This is a genomic window from Ruminococcus sp. OA3, from assembly GCF_022440845.1.
Classification (GTDB): Bacteria; Bacillota; Clostridia; order Lachnospirales; family Lachnospiraceae; genus Ruminococcus_G.
This window is the reverse complement of the sequence record NZ_JAKNTO010000001.1, coordinates 262,013-283,842: the sequence shown is the minus strand read 5'-3', so window position 1 is coordinate 283,842 and position 21,830 is coordinate 262,013. Positions and strand designations below refer to the sequence as shown.

16 protein-coding genes, 1 pseudogene and 1 CRISPR repeat array (1 of these 18 cut by a window edge) are annotated in these 21,830 nt (G+C 42.9%); of the genes and pseudogenes, 7 read left to right on the top strand and 10 right to left on the bottom strand.

Annotation, left to right across the window (positions count from 1 at the left end; translation table 11 throughout):
- Nucleotides 1–832: a CRISPR direct-repeat array (repeat unit 30 nt; unit sequence GATAAACCACAACATAAGATGTTTTGAAAT) (it extends 2,126 nt beyond the left edge of the window).
- A 199-nt stretch (nt 833–1,031) separates the two neighbouring features.
- A pseudogene (locus MCG98_RS01400) lies at nt 1,032–2,273 on the bottom strand (IS256 family transposase).
- 295 nt (nt 2,274–2,568) lie between these two features.
- On the opposite strand from MCG98_RS01400, the gene MCG98_RS01395 reads away from it, so the two are divergent.
- Nucleotides 2,569–3,777 carry an IS110 family transposase gene (locus MCG98_RS01395; protein WP_240300090.1) on the top strand — a complete coding sequence of 403 codons (1,209 nt, stop codon included), beginning with the start codon at nt 2,569–2,571 and terminating at the stop codon, nt 3,775–3,777.
- Nucleotides 3,778–4,178: 401 nt separating this feature from the next.
- Here MCG98_RS01395 and MCG98_RS01390 read toward each other — a convergent pair whose 3' ends face one another.
- The 6 genes from MCG98_RS01390 to MCG98_RS01365 form a co-directional block, all read right to left on the bottom strand.
- Entirely contained in the window at nt 4,179–4,361 is a 183-nt protein-coding gene (locus tag MCG98_RS01390) for a hypothetical protein (RefSeq protein ID WP_240300089.1), read from the bottom strand.
- Nucleotides 4,362–4,667, bottom strand: coding sequence for a transposase (locus tag MCG98_RS01385; protein WP_345891701.1), 306 nt, complete (start codon nt 4,665–4,667; stop codon nt 4,362–4,364).
- 289 nt (nt 4,668–4,956) lie between these two features.
- Nucleotides 4,957–5,562 (bottom strand): restriction endonuclease, encoded by a 606-nt coding sequence (locus tag MCG98_RS01380; protein ID WP_240300087.1) that lies wholly within the window; start codon nt 5,560–5,562, stop codon nt 4,957–4,959.
- A gap of 265 nt (nt 5,563–5,827) precedes the next feature.
- Complete coding sequence (locus tag MCG98_RS01375) at nt 5,828–8,314, bottom strand: restriction endonuclease-like protein (RefSeq protein WP_240300086.1); 2,487 nt, start codon at nt 8,312–8,314, stop codon at nt 5,828–5,830.
- Nucleotides 8,289–11,354: a DUF3578 domain-containing protein gene (locus MCG98_RS01370; protein ID WP_240300085.1), complete on the bottom strand. Its 3,066-nt coding sequence runs from the start codon at nt 11,352–11,354 to the stop codon at nt 8,289–8,291. Before MCG98_RS01370 ends, MCG98_RS01375 begins: the two co-directional genes overlap by 26 nt.
- A 137-nt stretch (nt 11,355–11,491) precedes the next feature.
- Nucleotides 11,492–11,977, bottom strand: a complete 486-nt coding sequence (locus tag MCG98_RS01365; RefSeq protein ID WP_240300084.1) for a GNAT family N-acetyltransferase — start codon at nt 11,975–11,977, stop codon at nt 11,492–11,494.
- A gap of 212 nt (nt 11,978–12,189) precedes the next feature.
- Between MCG98_RS01365 and MCG98_RS01360 the strand changes: the two genes are divergently transcribed.
- The 6 genes from MCG98_RS01360 (at nt 12,190) to MCG98_RS01335 (ending at nt 18,364) form a co-directional block, all read left to right on the top strand.
- Nucleotides 12,190–13,221 (top strand): helix-turn-helix transcriptional regulator, encoded by a 1,032-nt coding sequence (locus MCG98_RS01360; protein WP_240300083.1) that lies wholly within the window; start codon nt 12,190–12,192, stop codon nt 13,219–13,221.
- A 379-nt stretch (nt 13,222–13,600) separates the two neighbouring features.
- The gene (locus MCG98_RS01355; protein WP_240300082.1) at nt 13,601–14,782 is read left to right on the top strand and encodes a toll/interleukin-1 receptor domain-containing protein; all 1,182 of its coding nucleotides are present in this window, start codon (nt 13,601–13,603) and stop codon (nt 14,780–14,782) included.
- A gap of 24 nt (nt 14,783–14,806) precedes the next feature.
- Entirely contained in the window at nt 14,807–16,828 is a 2,022-nt protein-coding gene (locus MCG98_RS01350) for a DUF262 domain-containing protein (protein WP_240300081.1), read from the top strand.
- 28 nt (nt 16,829–16,856) lie between these two features.
- A complete protein-coding gene (locus MCG98_RS01345) occupies nt 16,857–17,309 on the top strand; it encodes a YaiI/YqxD family protein (protein WP_240300080.1) in 453 nt (150 codons plus the stop codon).
- A gap of 77 nt (nt 17,310–17,386) precedes the next feature.
- The gene (locus MCG98_RS01340; RefSeq protein ID WP_240300079.1) at nt 17,387–17,926 is read left to right on the top strand and encodes a carbonic anhydrase; all 540 of its coding nucleotides are present in this window, start codon (nt 17,387–17,389) and stop codon (nt 17,924–17,926) included.
- 171 nt (nt 17,927–18,097) lie between these two features.
- Nucleotides 18,098–18,364 carry a CD3324 family protein gene (locus tag MCG98_RS01335; RefSeq protein WP_240300078.1) on the top strand — a complete coding sequence of 89 codons (267 nt, stop codon included), beginning with the start codon at nt 18,098–18,100 and terminating at the stop codon, nt 18,362–18,364.
- 236 nt (nt 18,365–18,600) lie between these two features.
- Here MCG98_RS01335 and MCG98_RS01330 read toward each other — a convergent pair whose 3' ends face one another.
- From MCG98_RS01330 to MCG98_RS01320, 3 genes are read right to left on the bottom strand one after another with little or no spacing between them, the layout of a single operon-like run.
- Entirely contained in the window at nt 18,601–19,539 is a 939-nt protein-coding gene (locus tag MCG98_RS01330; RefSeq protein WP_240300077.1) for a DMT family transporter, read from the bottom strand.
- A 14-nt stretch (nt 19,540–19,553) separates the two neighbouring features.
- The gene (locus MCG98_RS01325; protein WP_240300076.1) at nt 19,554–20,378 is read right to left on the bottom strand and encodes an AraC family transcriptional regulator; all 825 of its coding nucleotides are present in this window, start codon (nt 20,376–20,378) and stop codon (nt 19,554–19,556) included.
- Between the two features lie 39 nt (nt 20,379–20,417).
- Nucleotides 20,418–21,818, bottom strand: coding sequence for a Sapep family Mn(2+)-dependent dipeptidase (locus tag MCG98_RS01320; protein ID WP_240300075.1), 1,401 nt, complete (start codon nt 21,816–21,818; stop codon nt 20,418–20,420).
- Nucleotides 21,819–21,830 lie beyond the last annotated feature (12 nt).

The following is a 21,830-nucleotide window of genomic DNA, read 5'->3' as shown; positions in this document are numbered from 1 at the left end:
GACGTTAAGAAGCTGGGATAAACCACAACATAAGATGTTTTGAAATCTGATGATTTGGCATGGAAGGTACAGCGAGATCTGGGATAAACCACAACATAAGATGTTTTGAAATCCCGAAAAAAGAATTGAAGAAATCGAAATACCAGGGATAAACCACAACATAAGATGTTTTGAAATAGATAATATTACAAGACTCGATGGATATTATCTGAGATAAACCACAACATAAGATGTTTTGAAATGGAGCAATTGACACAGCTTACAAATGGCGCGATAGGGATAAACCACAACATAAGATGTTTTGAAATGGAGGTATGTGAGGCTGAGATATTTCGACAGCTTGATAAACCACAACATAAGATGTTTTGAAATGATTATACCGCTCTATCAAGAGGAGGTCGACCGGAGATAAACCACAACATAAGATGTTTTGAAATTACACCGACTGTGATTGCGCGTCGTCCTCCTCTGCGGATAAACCACAACATAAGATGTTTTGAAATTCCCACATGCCCCACTCTGAAAAAAGCTCAACATGGATAAACCACAACATAAGATGTTTTGAAATGCATCTATTACTTTCCGGTTGTCGATTGTGGAAGATGATAAACCACAACATAAGATGTTTTGAAATTTTAAACTATCAACACAAGGGCAAGAGCCAATAGGCGATAAACCACAACATAAGATGTTTTGAAATAAAAATAGAATCTGGTGATTCTAACGGATCTTTCGAGATAAACCACAACATAAGATGTTTTGAAATAGTGGGATGTAATTCTCTGGCTGTGTCGTATTTCTTGATAAACCACAACATAAGATGTTTTGAAATGTTACAAGCAAGAGGGTTTCCCACGACCGGCGCATTGGAGAGTGTGAAGAAAAGTCTGTAAATGCTGATCTTCTATGGTAATAACTGGGCTGAAAATTCCTTGCTGGACTTTCAGCCCTTGTTTTATATATAGCAGTAACTATCGTTGCATGTCAAGAACAGGCGGATCAGCCGCCTGTGGAAAATAAGGCAGATTGGATTATTCCGGCAGCCGCCCTTCGTACATGATGCTCAGTTCCCCATAAACCTGTCCCCAATTCCTGAGTGGCATCGTCCATTTCTTTGTAGCTTCAAACGTAGACAGGTACAACGCTTTCAGTAGCGCGGTATCGCTTGGAAACACGCTTCTCTGGCGGTTTAGCTTGCGATAAGTGGCGTTCAGGCTCTCAATGGCGTTGGTCGTATAAGTGACCTTTCTGATCGCTGTAGAAAACTTGAAAATCGGGGATATGGCATCCCAGTTCTGTTTCCAGCTCCTCATGGAATTGGGAGATTTTATACTCCATTTTTCAGTGACCCGTTCCAGGGCGTCCAGAGCTTTTTCTTCCGTTGGTGTCTGATAGATTGTTTTAAGATCCGTACAGAAGGGATTTCTATCTTTGTCTGACACGTATTTCATGGTATTACATACCTGATGCACGATACAGCGTTGATATTCGGTCTTCGGATACGATGCTGTGATTGCCTCTTTGATGCCACTGAGTCCATCTGCACAGAGGATTAAAATATCTTTCACTCCCCGATTTTTTAAGCCATTTAGTACAGACAGCCAATATTTAGAACTTTCGTTTTCTCCAACCCCGATGGTCAGGACTTCTTTGCGTCCCTCCTGATTGATGCCAAGAATCACGTAAGCCGCAAGCTTGCGGATGACTCCATTATCACGAACCGAGTAATGAATGGCATCTATGTAGAGAACCGGATATACCTCTGAAAGTGGCCGGTTCTGCCAGTCTTCAATTTGTGGCATGATTTTATCGGTAACATCTGAAATAAAGCCTTCCGATGCCTCAAAGCCATAAATGTCCTCTAGCGTATCAGAGATCTGCCACGTGGTCATACCTTTGGCATACATAGAAATGATTTTTTTGTCGATACTGGAGATATCTTTCTGGCGTTTTTTAACCATCTATGGCTCGAATGTGGACTTACGGTCCTGAGGGACCTGAATGTTCATACTGCCATAGCTGCGATTGATTCGCTTAGATTTATAACCGTTACGGTAATCATCTGTGTCCGAACGTTCTGATTTCTCATAGTCCAGATGCTCATCCATCTCTGTTTCCATCATTTCTTTGATTGTGCCGCCAAACAGGTCCTTGAGTGCATCCTGAATATCTTCGGCGGACTGGATGTCGTACTCTTGAAGGAGCTGCTGGATGATGTTCCTTTTTCCATCTGTCATTTGTACCTTGTGTACTTGTTTCTTTTCTCTTGCCATAATAAAAAGGCCTCCTACTACAATAAGTTTATGGTTAATAACCCTTACAGCCAGTAAGGAATTATCCAACTTATTGCTCAGGCTGTATAATGATGGAGCAATTGGTATATCGGAGGCCTCCTTGGACTTCACATCCGTATCATAGTCTGATATCCAGCATCTCATTTGCAGCATTCGTTTTATGCAGGTTGAACTGCCTTTGGTACGTTCGTGTCATCTCACAGTAGATACAATAGGCAATGAGTAAAACTGGTGCTTATCCATTGCAATACTATTTTTAAGGAGTGGCAAATATATGAACGCAGTAGGTATCGATGTTTCTAAAGGCAAAAGTATGTTTGTTATCTTGCGCCCATTCGGTGAGATTGTTAAATCTCCATTTGAAATCAAGCATTCCTCCAGTGACATAAGTTCATTGGTAAATCTGATTAAGTCCGTAGACGGTGAATCTCGTGTTGTAATGGAACATACAGGACGCTATTATGAAGCCTTGGCTCATCAGCTTTCAAATGCCGGTATTTTCACTTGTGCTATAAATCCTAAACTTATCAAAGACTTTGATAATGATAGTCTCAGAAAAGTCAAATCTGACAAAGCGGACGCTGTTAAGATTGCCCGCTATGCCCTTGACAAGTGGGACAACCTCAAACCACATAGTGTTACGGATGAAATGCGCAACCAATTAAAAACTATGAATCGCCAGTTTGGCTTCTACATGAAGCACAAGACGGCAATGAAAAATAATCTCATCGGTATTCTTGACCAAACATTTCCTGGAGTAAACACCTTCTTTGATAGCCCCGCACGTAGTGATGGTAGCCAGAAATGGGTTGATTTTGCATCTTCTTACTGGCATGCGGACTGTTTTCGTAAAATGTCTTTAAATGCCTTCACAGAGCACTATCAGAATTGGTGCAAACGTAAGAAGTATAACTTCAGCAAATCAAAAGCTGAAGAAATCTACGGATTGTCCAAGGAACTTGTTCCTATACTTCCAAAAGATGAGATTACCAAACTTATTCTTAAACAAGCCATTGATCAACTTAACGTTGTTTCTAAAACTGTAGAAGAATTTCGAAGCATCATGTATAAAACAGTATCAAAACTCCCAGAATTTCCTGTCGTTATGAATATGAAAGGTGTAGGTCCATCCCTTGGTCCCCAGCTTATGGCAGAGATAGGAGATGTGTTACGCTTTACTCACAAAGGAGCGCTCACCGCTTTTGCGGGTGTTGATCCCGGTGTAAATGAATCAAGCTTTTATGCACAAAAAAGCGTGCCTACTACCAAACGAGGATCTTCTGAACTTCGTAAAACTCTGTTTCAAGTCATGGATATATTAATAAAAACAAAGCCACAAGAGGATTGTGTTTATAAGTTCTTGGATAAAAAGCGTGCTCAAGGTAAACCCTACTATGTTTACATGACTGCTGGTGCGAATAAATTCTTACGAATCTACTATGGACGAGTGAAAGAATATCTAATAACACTTCAAGAATACTAAATCCCATACCAACCTTTATAAGACCAGCACTGGCGTGGTGGTCTTTATGTAATACCTATTTTTAAATAAAAATAAGTCAAGACAAACTTAAAAAAATTTGACTTGACTTTTTATTTGCAGTCTATGATTTTTATTTTGCCATAGAAGACCTTATAAAACCTTAATCACAGAAAATATTTCGCATGTTCCCTAAAGAGTTTGATAAATTGATTCTTTGCACCGCCTTTACCAGCCTTTTTAGAATTAATGCGGTTGCCGATAAGAGGCATTCTTCCGTTGTTTTCTGAAGGCCTCTTTTTTGGATTTTGTTCAATTTATGTTCTCGCTTTAAACCGCAAATGTTCCCTCAGCGCATATCTGTCTAAGCCGCATGACCCTTAGATAATCCCTGCTTCCCACTTTTAGGCCACATGACTGGTATCAAATGTCATCTCAGTCAGATACCCCAGTCCCTTTTTTCGAGCCTGGTGGATATACCCACACTCTGGATCGGTCTGACTTTTCAAAACTTCTTTTTCTGTTTTTACATTTTCTGGTTTCTTATAACCCGGCACAGAAGAAAGCTCCGCTTCCAGCTCTTCCATCTATTTTATGGTGGAACGATTAACTGTCTCAATCGCCCCATAACGGCTGTCCCCGAATACAATTCCAAGCTCTATACATTTCAGTATAACTTCATTAAAAATCTCTCGAAATATACCGGCATCCTTAAAACGCCGTTTTCTATTCTGGCTGAAAGTTGAATGATCCGGCACTCTATACATGAGATCCATTCCACAAAACCAGTGGTAAGCAAGATTTAGTGATACTTCCACCTCAAGCCTTCGCTCTGATTTGATCCCATAAAGATAGCCGATCAGCAGCATTTTTATCAGAATAACCGGATCAATAGATTTTCTTCCAATATTGGCATAGTAAGGAACGGTTTTTCATATATAAAATCAAAGTTTACACAGTCCTTAATTTATTTCAAAAGATGATCCTCTGGAATCATAGAATCTATATCAAAAAATACCATCTGGATTTGTCCATTTTGTATTCCGTCATAAAAAGTGACCTCCTGCAATTGATATAATAAGTATACCATACAGAAGGTCATTTTTCTTTAGTTTGTCAACAGGTCCAATCTGAAACAGTCTCGAAACAGATGAAACATAATAAATTTTTCTGGCACAATACTTATTCCAGCAACCGCCTTATCAAACCATGTAAATCATAATCTCCACCAAAACAGAAGAAACTTTCCCCTTGCTGTGAACAGTATTTTTTTTCGCACAATGCACGTATGATATTGGCCGCATTTTTATTAGTATTAAATAAATTTGATATTGCAGGAGCAGTTATCTCATACATAATATATTGAACCTGATCATCAGGCAGAATTCTTGCCAAAGCGATACCCTTTGCAGAGGCGTATTTTAAGGCACTTTTTTGAAAGGTTCCCTTACTTGTAATCATGACTCCTTTTGTATTATCAGGGCCAATCTGCTGCAATTTAGCATGAAATTCTTCGACCTCATCAACGGAAACGGGACCAGAGTAATCTTTGCATTCGATGACGATAATGAGTGCAGGGCGAAGCCCTTGCTTAAGATCAGGGTTTTCAAGATATTTTTCAACAGAAATTTCACATTCAATATTGGCCTCTCTGTCTCTTGAGTAGTATTTTGCCTTTTTGTGGACTTTTATATTGGGTGCTGATACTAAAAAAGTATTTGATGTTACAAGGTCCTGTATAATTTTAAACACTCTATTCTCAAATGCAACCCCCGTATTTTTAGACATATTTTGTTGCCTCCTTTGCAGATATAAGATTTTTGCATAAAGATATTTCATTTTGTATGTAATTTATAGCTAAACGGATATGTCTGCTTACACAGGTATCACTATGAATAAAAATCAGCTGCTCCGTACCGATGGTATTCCCGCATACTATAACCCGTATTCACAAACCAGCCTTTCGCTTACTTGCTCATATGGGGGCCGCTCAATGTCTGTGCGTCTATGCAAGCTTGCTTGTTCATCTACAGTTCGGGGCTTTCACGGTAAATCAATCACCCAAAACCACCGCTCGAATCGCCCCAAACACTTCACGTGGTCGCTTTTTAAAGTCTTCAATGACAAAACGATGATCACACCCATCTGGTGTAAGCACAACGATTTCTTCGCCTATTATCTGGATAAAACTGCCATTGAATTGGAATCTTTTTACCTCATCCTTGAATGTATCAATATCAATTGACTTAGAAAGACGTTTCAGCTCCTGATAAAGTCTTAATACTTCCGTGGAGCGGATCAGTAGCTCGGGCACAGATTCACTGGTTTTTAACAGGAATAAATTTGTATAAATCTGAACACGCAGCCCGGATTCCAAAACTTTTATTGGGGTGTCTAAAGATATCCACTCTTTAACAAAGAATTGATAATACTCATCATTTGGATTGCCGTGATGTGGAATCGCAGTAATTTGTTTCCGAGTGATTTTTTCGGTGCGAATAACCTCACCGTAAACGAAAATGCCGGAATTCGGTTTTCCGAAGACATTGTCAGGTTGGTACAATGCTACATAATGTATTGGTAATCGATTCATGGCAACTCTTTTAACGGGTATATGATAAAATCGATGAGCAAGGTTAATGGTTAATTGGATTGCGTTGCGGACAATCCCTACCATTACATCACGATTGTCAAGATCGATCTGAGCAAGTTTTTCCGCAATGCCAGTCGGGAGGGTTGCACGTTCTAAGGCAGAGTCGGGCGAATCCTCAATCAGGTTGTCTAACATTTTTGCAACTAGCCCTGTGGCACTTGGAAGGAAGGGAAGCCCGCCAACATTTACTGTCTCGATGCTCTCGTAGAATTTATGGTGTTGATATTCTTCCTCGTTGTGATAAGGAAAGAGAACATAGGCACCGAACATGGTACGTTCAAATTCTGGTCTTGTGCTGTTATCGCGAACAATTGCATCGCGATATCGATGCATGGTATTGATATCCTCCTCCTCCGGACCGGGCGTTTGATAGGTTGCCTGGTAAGAAGTTGCATCAAGCGCCGGGTTGATACGATATTTGGCATCAAAGATATATTGATACTTAGTATTGGAACCCTTCTTTTTTAGGGAAAGCACATTGTCGGGCCGCTGTGTGACGGTTGGTAGACTGGATGCTTTTGGATTATAGGCAAGGTGGATCCGTTCGCCAGTCCGGGGATTTTCATAAGTGACGGAAGAACCGACTCCTTTACGCAAGGTAATGAATAAGTTATTACCAACTGTTTTAATAATATCTTGTTTTATGAGGTGATATCTTTCCTTCAAGATACTGTTTAATTTGATAAAACACCAGTATTCGTAGAGTAATGCAACGTCTTTTACGGAAATACTAAAAACATCACTGTCCAGCGATAGACCATGCTGCATCATGATGTAGTATTTATATAGTTCGCGGTATCCCGGGGCCATGGTAAAGACCATAGACATCTGTGTTGAGACATTAAAGTCTGATACATTGTTAAAGAAAGTATGACTGACGCGACGATCAATACTTTTTATCATCGCATTGATTGTGTCTACGACGTCAGAATCTTTTTGGCGTTTCAGGTTTTGATAATGTGAACGCAGCGTTTTTAATCGTCTGGTGGTTGTACATAAAATAAATTTTGCAAATTGGTTTTCCGGAGTGTCATATGTTACATGTTTTTGAGTTGCCAAAGCGCAATCGACTCGAAACTTTCCCTGGGCATTTTGAATGTGTGCTGGATGTTTTTCAAGCCAACGCAATGTTTTTGTATTAGATCTTCGGATCTTGTGAGCAGGGAGAATCTCTGACTGTGTGTATAGGGTGTGGTGTGGGTGAGCTATCACAATGTCAGCGGCCGTGATAAATAAGTCATAAATGTGGCGGATGATGCTAAAAAATTCTGTGGGGCTGTTACCGAGCATTTCATTTAAATTACCTGAAAAATAAGTCTTTTTTAGAAACTCAAAAGCAAGATTATAGATTTCGTCGGTGACGTCTGCCATCAATTGTAGATAATCGTCTCGATATTGTAACTTGGTTGGAAAAACCTCCAGGTTAATCGTGAGATATGGGTTCCCATTTAGGCGTATTACAAGATCACTTTTACCAATTTCATTGCCGAAGTTAATGATGCCTGATAGCATTTTACCTGAGCGGCCGACAGGGCTGATTTTATTACGGAGCCCCAGGTTTTCGTGCCAAAACTCTGTGACATCTGCACTGTTATTTTCAATAATTATTTCATAATTTTGTTGTTCGTAAAATATAGGATAAGTATGATGTATTATACGATGGCCATCTGAATTTGCGTGCACGAAAGATACCTCAGCATCGAGGTCTGGGGCAATCTCCAATTGGAAGCTGTCCAGACATGTGATTCGAAAATCAGAAGTCTCTTTTGGGTGAGCAGAGACACCGATACGGGGATGTACGGCGATTCCCTTGAACGTAACGCTCACTTTTTCAGTTGAGATAAAAATCAGCTCTTCACGATTAGAGCCAGTAGGAAGTGTAGCCATCCTCCTCAAATCTCCTTGTCATAAATGCAATTTTTTCAGCACTTTTGCGGTAAGGCACAGTGTCCTGAGTTTTCAGATAGTTAAACATGTTCTCGCTAACCGTATGATTGGCGTTCTGTGTTATTTCAGATTGGTTAGCAACACAGATTTTAAATAAAGCAAGCAACAGATTTTTAATTGACAGGCTGCTCCCCTGGATGCGAGGCAAAATCTTTTGCAGTACTGCAAGATCCATAGCGACAGATGCATCCAGTAGGGAGTATTTTTCGTTGTATAGTAAATAGAAACAAATTTCGTCGCGCACACGGTATCCAATCTGCGCGTTCACATTTTTTAAGGCTTCATTCATTTGTTTCAAGATAGAAACGGCGCTTAATATTGTATCTTCACCCTCGGGACACTCTGCCAACACTAAGTAGTCGCTCCTTAAAAAGCGATTGTCTAACACCGAAATATCGGCGATTCCCAGGGTTTGATGGAGGTCCAGATTGACATAGGAAAATTCGATCGTATTAGCACGGTCCAACACTTTTTTACTAAATGGGAACGTGGTTTCATCCATGTTCACTGTTCCGATAATATAGAGATTTTCAGGAAGAAAAAGTTTTCCGTGTGCTGTAACCGCAACGTCGCTCTCCGCTATCATATCTGTGATAATCTGACCATTCTCAAAATGACGTGTCTCAATGATCGATAGAATATCACTCAGATAATATTCTACTCTGGCTAGGTTCATTTCATCTAAACAGAGAAAGTAAGGTTTCGTCTGGTCTGATATGGCGGTTTTCATAAATTCAGTGAGCGCACCCGGAATATATTGTCCGTTGAGATCGACGTAGCCAAAAAGGTCCGTGGAATCAGACCAATCTGGTCGCACAGGTACTAATTTATATCTGCCGTTGTCCACAGTGGCACCTATAGCTTCCGCAAATAGTTTGACGAGTTTTGTCTTCCCCGTTCCCGAAGTACCTGCCAGTATGACAAAAGGTTTCGCTTTAAGGCTTAAATAAAAATTCTCAATAAACCCGTCTTCATAGGAAAAACCTTTGGCGGAAATATACTGAGAAATCCGGGTGAGTTCATCTGAGATATTGTATTCTTCTGTAGATTCATCGGTATCTGTCATGTCTAAATACTCTTCCATTGTTATTTGGTGCCAGAGGTCGTGTAACGCATACACATATTCTTCTTGTATTTCAATACCAGAAGCCTGCGGACTCCAGCGTTGCAAGGGGAGTTGCTCTTCCAAAAGTGCTAAAGGTAACAATTGTTCAAAATGAAAATTCAAAATTCGGTCAAAATTCACATCAACAAATCTTGCCGTAATGTTTTGGGCGCGTTTTTCTAAATCCCAATGCAAATCCTTGTAGCTCTTCCGAATGATAGTTCCAGAAGCTATGATTCCTCTAGGTTCATCGCCAAGTTTCAAGAGAAAGATAGAATCCCCAATTTCGGGGGTTGTATTGTTACAGCTCCACGGTGTGACTACTTTATGCCCATCTTTAGTCTGTTGGGCAAAGCTTTCGTAACCATCCCATATCCAGTTATCGGCATTCCAAGTTAATAACCACGCTTTCTTTTTTGGTCGATGTTGTGCTTGTGTCTCCACGTATTCTTGATAGCGGTTAATCATGCTAAAAAGATCAGCGGTCAATATATCGGTTGGTGGAACCTGCCCTTTGTGATAAGCTTTATAAAAAATGCAACCATGTTCATAAAATTCATTCCCAAGGTTTAGGTCTGTCCCAGTAGAAAATGGTCCTGCGGAAACAGTCGTCAGTACGTTTGCAGTCATCTCGTGTAATTTCAGAATGGTTTTTCGCTTTCCTAATGAGTTTATGTAATTGTTACACCCTTGGTTCAAAGTCAAATAAAGGGTATTACCGTCTTCCGATAACAGATACACGATATAGACGCCATGTTGGGCGGACGCTGTAATTCGCTTGTCAAAGATGCAGATCCAGGGAACGGTTGCCCAGTTTCCCTGGCCGATACTTCCTTTTACAAGATAAGTTTCATTATTTAAAAAAGGGAGTGTCAATATGACTTTAGGAATAACTTGACGTATCAGTTTACCAATACGATTGTTCCTAAACGCCTCATGTTCTCGACAATCCTTATAGTGTTCCAACATATAGTCAAAAAGGTTTTTTAAATCTGTTTGCACATTAGCACCATCAATTTTATCAAAATATTTTTGTATCTTTAAGCCTAAAAGTTCTTTCAGCTGTTTAAAATCTTGTTCATTCATGTCCGCCATAAGTTCCGGTGAGAACATCAGATAATCGATATTATCCATCTTTTTGATTTGAAGAAAACCCTTGTTACTAATTGCTTTAAACGGGTTGTCTAAAATTACTCTGAGGACATCCTGGATAGAACTCGATTCAATATTCGCAATCCGCTGATCCACGTCGACATCGGGAACTTTTCCTTGACTTTTTCGGTTCTCATAGAAGTGTTTAAAGCGATCCACAACTTGATACAGTGAGCACTTACCAGTATGATCCATAAGCGTCAACATACTTTCCAAAAGAATTAGTTTATAGGATCGCTGATATCCGGCAAGGCTGTCAGCGGAACCAATATATTGGAAAAAATTAAGTTTTACCTCTGTTTTTTGAGGCTGGCACTCAAAACGTATGGTGCCATCGTCAGTGATATAGATCTCGATATATTCTTTCCGGGATTCTGGAATGGTAATGGAGTGTCCCTTTTGGGTACTGTTCTTTTGCTCAGCAATTACTGAAACACTGGAAATAAATTGTTCTTGTAGTTTGGACGCAATTGGTGAATTTGAGGAGTAGCGGATTTGTACAACCTCATTTCTGGGATATTTAGTAGAATCAATAGCTACATTTGTAAGTCTCGCTTCATAGCGTTTTCCATCGAGCAGAATGCTTACCGTTCTCTTTTCACCTTTGGTTAAAGTATATCCCAATCCCTCAAATAATTTTGCTTGTAAATTTACGGGGATAGTGATTCCGTAATTTAAAGTAGATTGATCAACTTCTTTCTGGTAGATATAGGTATCGGACATATTGTTACCTCGTTTATAAAATCTGCGGTTACATAAGACATATGCACGCTCACGTTGTTACTCACAGTATACCAGATATTACCTGAAAAGTCATTTTTCTACACAATATTTGTTTCGCTATTATGGATAAAAAAAGTCTATGAGAACTTAGCTAAATCAATCACCATAACAAACTCCTCCCCCCGATCCTCCACAACCCGGAATCCAACCCGCAGGTACATCTTCACGGCATAATTTGCCTTCTGGACCGCCAGGGAAGCGCGCTTATATCCTCTGTGCTTTAACAGTGTGAGCATTGCCCGCATCATGGCCGTCCCAATCCCAAGACCCCGATATTCCTTATAGAGCGAAATGGCAAAAGACGGCGTCCGGTCATCAACATGACCGTAGTCGTCCATAATGCGCACCCAGACGGCGCCCACAATCTTCTCATCGACTTCGGTAACCAGCCCGATATCGTCCTTCGATTCACCGAAATGATCAACATAGACCTGAAGATCAGGAGACATGAGGATGGAACGGGGAGGGGGTTCAACGCCGTCCGGTACAAAAATGGCCTCATACAGAAAATCATTTAATAAAGGATACTCGGATTTCTGGATACGTCGTATGGTATATGTCATATTAAACCTCTCTCAATTCTATTGATCTCTTTACCTTATTTTACCACACGGTACAAGACATATCAGAAAAATCTGATACTATCAGCCAAAATATAAATAACAGTTAGTTTTTCTAAATAAACATTAACGCCTGTTCAGTTGTGAAACACATGAATGTCTGCTATGCTGAAAATAATAAGGACCAGTGCGATCATCGTGAAGGAGACAAGTCTATGCAGATAGGTGAAGTAATAAGAAAATACAGGAAAAGTAAAAATATGACGCAGGAGGACATGGCGAAGCGTCTCGGGGTCACGGGACCGGCGGTCAACAAATGGGAAAATGGAAATTCATTCCCGGATATTTCACTGCTGGCTCCGATTGCCAGGCTGCTGGGTATTTCTCTCGATACCCTGTTGTCGTTTCGGGAGGAGCTTACCGTAGAAGAAATCAATCATTTCGTGTTGGAAATGGATGCGAAACTCAAAGAGGAGTCTTATGAGCAAGTTTTTCATTGGACAAAAGGGATTCTGGAGAAGTATCCGAACTGTCCTCGGCTGATCTGGCAAATGGCACTCATCCTGGATTCGTGGCGGCTGACGAAGGGTATTCCGGATACAGAAAACTATGAAGGTTATATCCTGGAGTGGTATGTCCGGGCGCTGGGAAGTGAGGATGAGGACATTCGGTACAGTGCCGCCGATTCGTTGTTTGGGTTTTATTTAAGAAAAGAAGAGTATGAGAAGGCCGAAGAGTATCTGGCGTATTTTTCAAAGCAGAATCCAGAGAGAAAAAGAAAGCAGGCGGTTATCTATAGTAAGACCAATCGCACGGGTGAGGCGTACAAGGCATATGAAGAACTGTTATTTTCAGGATACCAGATGATGAATATGGTATTTCAAAGCATCTACATGCTGGCTATGGAGGATGGAGACAGGGAAAAGGCGCATATGCTGGTGGAAAAACAGCGGGTGTTGGCGGGGGTCTTTGATATGGGAAAATATCATGAGACTTCCTGCAGGCTTGATCTGGCGACGGCGGAGAAAGACGCGGATACGGTGATTGACACGATGGAGGAGATGATAGCCAGTGTCGGCACAATGGGAGAATTTTGCAGATCTCCCCTCTATGAACATGTGGCATTCAGGGAATTACGACTGGAATTTCTTGAGGATATGAAGCGAAGTTTGAAAAAGTGCTTCCGTGATGAGGAAACATATGGTTTTCTGATGGATGATGAACGATGGCAGGAATTAGTAAGATAATGTGCCTCTTCCTGAATATTTTTAATACTAAAGTTCGGACAGTATGCTGACGGTGTGCCTGAAATGATCATGGAAAACCAAACAGAAATGCGGTATAATGATGACATATAAATCGTATGCCATCTACAGCAACAAAAGTTGCTGTGCCGCTGCTGTGCAGCGGATGATACCTGGAAGCCACGGCTGGCCCAGAAAATGCCGCTGCGCGTCGCTTTCTGGTTTGCACACGTGGTATAATGATGACATATAAATCGTATGTCATCCACAGCAACAAAAGTTGCTGTGCCGCTTCGCGTCGCTGCTGTGCAGCGGATGATACAGGACAGTCTGCGGTTTGAAAAGAAAAACGGAAGGGTCATGTGAAAGGTACCAAGAACAGATGAAAAAGGTATTTGTTACGTATGCCTGGGGGACACAGGAAGAAAATGAGAGAGTTTATTCTTTTGTGAAAATGCTTCGCGAGAATGGTTATGATGCAACCTGTGACCAAAAGGAGCTGCAGGAGAGCACAGCGCCTTCATTTACACAGATGATGTCCCGGGGCTTACAGTCTGATAAAGTTATCATTATCCTGTCGGAATCATATAAGCGCAAAGCAGATGAGCCAATGACCGGTGTCAGTAAGGAATATGAGGTCATAGCCTCCGAATGGCGAAAGCCCGGGAACAACAGGAAATTTATTTTCGTCTCATTTGAGGGATGCAGTCAGGAGAAGCTGGATAGCATTGTGCCGGTCATGTTCACCGGTATTAAGCTGATAGATCTGGCAGAAGATGAAAAGAAAGGTTTCCTGGAATTGTATTCCTGCTTAAATGAAGTTCCACAGATCGAATTCGGAGAGGTAAATGATAAAACACCTGATTTGCAGCCGAGAGAGCTTCCCAGGTTTTCCCTTGGCCATGCGAAGACGCTTACTGTTTACAGACAGAGTGATGATGCGTATGTGCCCAATGATGATCTTCATCTTATATATGAATGGCTTGTGGATGGGACCAGGTCTTTCAAAGTGAAGATCCGGGATTGTGATTTAGAGGAGAAAAAAGTTCAGCGGGATAAGCTGCAGGAAAGGGCTGTTCTGGGAGAACGCCTCAGTAAAGAAGAAGACCAGTGGTTTGCCGCACTTAATGCGCAGATGAAGTGCGAGGAAGCGGACCTCAGAAACAAAGAAAAAGCCCTGGAGATATTTTTCTCACACAGGGAATTTGTTCAATATATGGGATACAAAACGGCAGAAAATGTGTGCCGGATTGTGAAGGCCGTAGTCCAGCCGTCAGGGGAGGAAGAAGGGACTGTCACTCCGGTTTCTGTTGAACTGTTTTATGAAGGGGAAGATAAAGAAAAGATCGTGCCGGGATTCTTTGGCGCTGCTATCGAGGGCGCATTCCTGGATGAAATATTCTTTACAGCGCTGCAAAGGCGGAAGGCAGGCATATGGGATGTGGGAATGGACAATGTTTCTTTTCGGATCCTTCCGGAGTTGTTATATTTCCTGGCGGAACACGGATATGAGGGGCTGGAGGAATTGCGAAGGCTTGAGGATTATCGGATGGGCCTGGCATAATACGACGAAAGAGAGAGATGTGCGATGTACGAAATCAGACCGGAGACGGTAAAAACGTTTATAACGGATCGAAATGTCAAGCTGCCGAGGTTTCAGAGAAAGCAAACCTGGGACGAAAAAAAGAATTTTCAGTTATGCATCAGCCTGTTCAAGGAATATCCGATCGGTGTCTGCATACTCAGTGTAGATGAAAGCAAGGGCAAGACGGTAAGATGGCTGCTTGACGGACGGCAGAGGAAAAATGCACTTACGATGATTCACGATGATCCGGAAAACATTTATAACTGGGCAAAAAAGTTTATTCGATTTAAAAATTCTGATCAGCCGAATGAGCTGGAGGAAAAGTACTGGGAGAAAATAAATGAATATATTGAAGCGGATGCGGATGAAGAATTCGAGGTATCTTTACGTGAAAATAGTGATGACGACAGCGAAGGAAACGAGATAAATGCAGAAGAGAATATTGATGAGTCTACCTATGGGTTAGAACTTTTGCTGGAGATCATAAAGATCATTCACAATAAACAAAAAAAGAACACCGGATTTACGAAGCCTTTTGACGTTACAAAGTATGTAAACAGATTACCGTACGTAGAGACCGAAAACGGAGATGTGAAACTCTCATCACGCAAGGTGAAAACATTTATTGATGAGTATACAAAATACTGTGATGACGAGGATATCGAGAGCCGGGAGGAATCTTCATTCTACCAGTTCATTGAATTGAGGTGTGATGTAAAAGATGCCAGACAGCTAAAGGCACTGATTCATGAGAAGTGGGATATGATAACTGAGCGAATGCTGATCGTTGATAAGATGGATTTTCAGCTTGCCAACAGCAAAATTGGCATGATAGAAGTTAAGAATCTGTCTCCTTCAGATTCGCAGAAGATTTTTAACATTATTAATTCAGAGGGGGAAAAACTGACTGCAGTTGAGATTTTGTCCGCAAAACCACATTGGAATATATCCGTGGACCATCCGTCTCAGGCGACTGTCAATGCCATAAAGAAGCTGTATACAAAGATCGGAACCGTTCAGACAGATGTTGTGCGCTGGGATCTGCCGGCGACGCTGTTAGACAGGCTCGGCAGAAATATTGTGCTAAAACAGTTTACTGATTCAAAAACGGATTTTGAAAAGGAGCTGACGTGTGGGTTTAAAATACTGGCGGGAATTTATGCCGGTGGTGTAAAAAAAGAAGATATTGAAAAATTGAGTAAGAGAGAAGACATTGACTGGAGTTCCGATATTGAGAAGCTGATTTATGAGCTTGAGTCTATGCTGAAACTCATTTCATCCTTTGAGTATTTCAAATACTTTAGATCCTGGAATGCCTCTGTTATGGAGCTGACAAGTGATTCGATTGCATTAAACTTCATGATTCTTACATACAAAGACTGGATCAGAAAAGGGAAGCCGGTTGGTGACTCCAGGGCAAAACAATTTCAGAAGAATTGCTTTATTTTATGGGACAAATTGATATATGAATATATTAACAGACAATGGAGGGGGTCCGGTGATTCTAAAATAGCCGGTAATATTTTGAATCTGGAAAGGGAACCTGATTTATATGAACCCGTTCCGGCTTATAAATGGGAAAGCCTGCTGCGGGATCAGATCTTTGCAGAGAGTGTCATTGAGTCAGTGGATATTACGCTGGCGCTTATGAAACCACTGCTGTATCATTTTTACTGCCTCAAATGCATACAGGGCCCCGATACGGACTATGGGTTAGAGGTGGATCATATCATGCCGCAGACGTTATTTAATGAATCTTCTATTGTGCGCAAAGATGTCATACAGAACAATCTGCTTAATTTGGGCCTGCTGCCTAAAAATGAAAATATTGCAAAAGGCAATAAAAAGCTGATTCTCATCGACAGCCAATGGCTGAAAGACCAGATCGTAAAGTATGAATTTATACCGGAAGAGATGTTTTTGGAATATTCCAATGTCAATAATTATCAGAAAATGTTTGACACACGTGAACAAATATTTCTTGAAGCATACACCGAAAAAAGAGATAATATGCTGAATAATTAATATTATCCGAGAGGCAGAAGGAAAGCGTATGAGAATATTAGTGGATGCGGATGCATGTCCCGTGACACATATCGTAGAAGAGGTCGCTCAAAAACATGGAATGGGGGTCATTCTTTTCTGCGATACCAATCACATCTTACACTCTGACTACAGCGAGATCAAGGTCATCGGCGCCGGTGCTGACGCCGTGGATTTTGCACTGGTCTCTGCCTGCAGAAAAGGGGATATCGTCGTGACGCAGGATTACGGCGTGGCGGCGATGGCTCTGGGGAAAGGCGCCTGCGGCATCCATCAGAGCGGCAGATGGTATACAGAAGAGAACATCGATCAGATGCTGATGGAGCGGCATCTGGCGAAAAAGGCGAGGCGCACCAGGGCGAAACATCATCTCAAAGGCCCGGCAAAAAGAACGGAGGAGGACGATCAGAATTTTTTGAGTTCTTTGTCAAAGCTGATTGACAAAGTTTCTGACAGCCAGTGATGATGTGATGGACCTGTGGAAAAACGTCTGATAATATGCTGACATAAAGTACAGAACACACAGTGAGGTTGAATAAAATGATAGAAGAAATACTCCAGTACAACAAAGAATTCGTAAAGTCCAGGGCGTACGAGCCTTATGTGACTAATAAATATCCGGACAAGAAACTGGCGGTTCTCACCTGTATGGATACCAGACTGATTGAGCTTCTTCCGGCGGCACTGGGGATCCGCAACGGGGATGCAAAGATCATAAAGAATGCCGGGGGCGTCATCACCCATCCGTATGGAAGCGTGATGAGAAGCCTGCTGGTGGCGATACTGGAACTGGGAGTGGAAGAGGTCATGGTGATCGGACATACGGACTGCGGAGTGCAGGGCATGGACGGCGGTGAACTCCTGAAGAAACTGGAGGAGCGCGGGATACCAAAGGATCGCATGGATGTTATCTGTCACAGCGGGATAAAACTGGAGGAATGGCTCAGTGGATTTGGCAGTGTTGAAGATTCTGTAAAAGAGACGGTACTGAACTTAAAGCAGCATCCGCTGATGCCGGAAGATATCACGGTCCGTGGATTCATTATGGATTCTGTGACAGGGGCATTATCAGCAGTATAAATGCATTCTCTGGAATGGGGGAAGAAAGAAGGGATCGGATGAAGAAGAGAAATCAGGTTTTTCTCCATGCAAAGCCGGCGGGCAGCGACATTTGCATGGAGTAGTCTAAAAGTCGCTGCGTAATTATGCTGGCTTTGCTGCTTGACTGAGATTGATCAGGGAGGAGCCCGCATGAAATATGTAAACGCAAAGGCTGTGCTTCCCGAGAAACTGGTTAAGGAACTGCAGGGTTATATACAGGGTGGATATCTCTATGTGCCCGCGGAGCCTGGACGGCAGAAGAGGGGCTGGGGCGAACTGACCGGTTACCGGAGGGAATTGCAGCTGAGAAATCAAAAAATTATCGATGCTTATCACGGCGGATGGTCCGTGGAAGAACTGGCGGAAGAATACAATCTGTCTGTTCATGCCATTCGTAAAATCATCTACCGGGCATAAAAATAAGAGGCCAGGAATGGCCTGTGTTTGGTAAACCAGAGAACAGTGCAATGCCGGATATGGCATTGCGCTGTTTTTCCGTTTCAGAAGCTTTATAATATGATGTTGGGGCAAAAGGTATTTTGCCCCCTGATGTCTGCGGATTTCTCCGCACTTCGTACTCCCGCTTCTTAGCTTCGACAGGCGCTAAACAAGTGCCCCTGGCATCATAATATAAATATCCGTGTGGCGATCCATCATTTAACGGCAGCTGTTTTCGGTCCGCGGTTTACAAAATAAATACCGGCACATACGAGAACAAGGGAAGCAAAATTTCGGAGGGACACGATCTTCTCGCCCAGGATGATTCCGCTCAGCAGCGTTCCGAAGACGGGAACCAGGAAGTTGTAAATAGCCACGCTGCTGGTGGAATATTTTTTCAGTAAGATACTCCATACGGAGAAGGCAACTGCAGACAGCAGAATCATATAAGCTAAAAGTCCGATTCCCTGTGGGGTGACGGTTGTGAGAGAGCCGCCGCCGGAATATCCCATAGCCAGCAGCATGAACCCGCCGAGCAGCATCTGCCATCCGGTGATCATCATGGGCGCGAGGCCGTTGTCTGTCAGACGTTTGCACACGGGGGCTGCGAGACCTGTACAGATCGCAGACAGCAGCATCAGCCCCTCGCCCATAAAATGAACGCCTGACTCGGCGGTGCCCGAACCGTTCAAATTGATCAGGATAACGCCCGCAAAACCGATGAAGCAGCCGATTCCTTTTAATCTTGTCAGCTTGTCATTTTTAAATAAATAATGTGCCCCAATCACAGAGAAAAAGACTGCGGATCCGGTGATGACAGAGCCCCTCGTGCCGGTGGTGTGAGACATGGCGATATAAAATAAGGCATATTGCACTCCGGTCTGCAGGAGCGCCATGACAATCACGCCTCCCCACTGTCCCCTGCGGGGAATGATATTCTGACGTCCGATAACCCTGGCAATGATCAGAACCAGAAGACCGGCAAGGCTAAAACGCCATCCGGCAAAAACCAGTTTCTGAAAGGTAGCGTCACTGCTGATCTGAAACAGCTGATATCCCACCTTCACACAGGGAAACGCACTTCCCCACAGTAAGGTACACAGAAGCGCCGGAAAAAATATCCCGGCGTTAAATTTTTTTTGCGTCGGTATCATAACTTGTACTCCTTTTAATAATGCCTGGAACGATATGTATTTGGTGTCGTTCCGGTTTTTTTCTTAAAGACATTCAGGAAATAATTAAAATTTTGGTAGCCCGTCATTTTTGCAATCTGCTGGACGGAATAATCGGTATCACGGAGCAGCATCTGGGCTTCACTGATGCGCAGCTGAATCACATACTGCATCATGGAAATATTCCGCTGATCTTTTAAAAGATGAGACAGGTAGTAGGGGCTGATATAAAAATTGTCAGCCACGGACTGCAGACTGATCTTCTCACAGTAATGCGTATGTATATAGGCGATAATATCATCCGCCAGCTGCTGGACCCGCGTGCTGGATTCCGGGATGCTCTGTACGGGCTGGGCGTTTCGGCGGATGAGCTGCAGCAGTGTTTCCAGCGTGTTTGTGCATATAAGCTCCCAGCCCGCTTCACGTGACAGGTACTCGCGTTCAATCAGCTGAAACAGGGAGGTCAGGATGCGGGGAGTATCGAGACTGATCACCGGATGATATTCCGGCGGCAGCAGCCGGTCCGTATTTCTTAATTTTAATACATATCGCTCCATTTTGCCACATCGTTCCAGCGCCTGATAAGATCCCTCATGAGCGATCGCCTTCTCCAGGAAGATAAGTGCACCGCTTTGTGCCTGAATGGACTGACCGCCTATGCTAAGAGCGGCCTTGCCCTTCTGCAGATAAACCAATTCACAGTATTCTTCATGGGAGTGGAGCGGGACCTCTTTAGCCTGAAATTCATGATGAAATTTGCATATATTTACAGATGAAGTGTCGTTGTAAGTCTGAAAGTTTTGTTCTCTGATTTCCTGCATAATCTTTCACCTACTGTCGTTGTGATTACTGAATAATAGTTAAAACATCGTGTCAATGCGGTGCAATGATAACGCATATATTTTTAATGCGTTCAGTAGATCCTGAATACGTACTGCTTCATTTGCCATATGGCCGCGTCCCCATCCGAGGGGTGTGGGCAGGTCGTCTCTGTTAGGACCGAACGATATGGCGTTGGGTAGCTTCTGCGCATAAGTGACGCCGCCCATCGTATATTCATGGAGGCTGGTACCGAGTACGTGATTGACAATGGAAGTCAGTACGGGTGTCAGTGGTTTCAGACAGGCTTCCGGCGTATGGGGAGGCGTGTCGGAGAGAAGGCGGCAGCTGATGCCTGCCCTGCCTGCCGTTTCGCACACTCTCTTTGATACCTCTGCCCCCGTCAACTGTGAGATATACCGGACATTAATGATCTGACGCATGGTACCGTGCTGAATGCCGACCGTACCGCAGATATGTGTTGAATAGCCAAATGTTTCATCCTGCTCATCCAGCCCAAAAGGGGCACCGTTATAAGACTGATACGTATCTCTCAAAAAACGGATATAAGGGGCAGACGAACCGACAAGCTGATGAGAGAGCAAAATATCAGCCAGCAGTGGAATAGGGGAACGGCTTCCCTCTGGAAAAGCGGCGTGGCCGCCCAGTCCGCCAATGTCGATTTTTACGTAGGGATCCACCGGAATTACGACACATCGGGAATCCTTATCCAGGCGCTCCATCACTTCTTCAAGAGTAAGATCTTTTAACAGCGCGAAGGCACAGCCTGGTATCATGTTGGCGGCGAGACCGGAACGAAAATCCACCAGATGCTCATCGCATATCGGACAGGTCAGTTCAAAGTTAGCGCTTCCTTTTTCGCCAATGCATACGGGGAAACTTGCATCGGCGACCAGAGAGAGCTCCGGCGCTTTTTCGTGCCGGAGAAAATAATCCATGTCCTCCATCCTGGCTTTTTTGCCGCAGCCGAAGACTACCAGTATCGTGTGGTCAAGCGTAATCTCCAGATCTTTCAGGCACCGCAGCAGATACAGCATGGATACGGCTGCCCCCTTATTATCTTCTGAGCCGATTCCGATAATGTAACCATTTCTTTCCACTGCCTCAAAAGGATCCTGAAGCCACATATCTGAAACCGGCGTAGTATCCAGGTGTACGAAGATACCGATCGTTCGGTCCGTGCGGCCCTGTAAAACTGCACTGCCGCAGTAATAATCATAATTTCTTGTTGTAAGCCCGAGATCACCAGCCAGCTCAAGCATGTAATCCAAAGCACTGGCACAACCGGCTCCAAAGGGATATTCCTGAAAAGTACAAGGTGTTGAAATACTTTGCACGTGAATCAGACGCTTAATATGGGCAACCATTTCCTCTTTATGCGCTGAAATCCATGCATCGATTTTATTTTCTGACGAATACACTTGTACTACCTC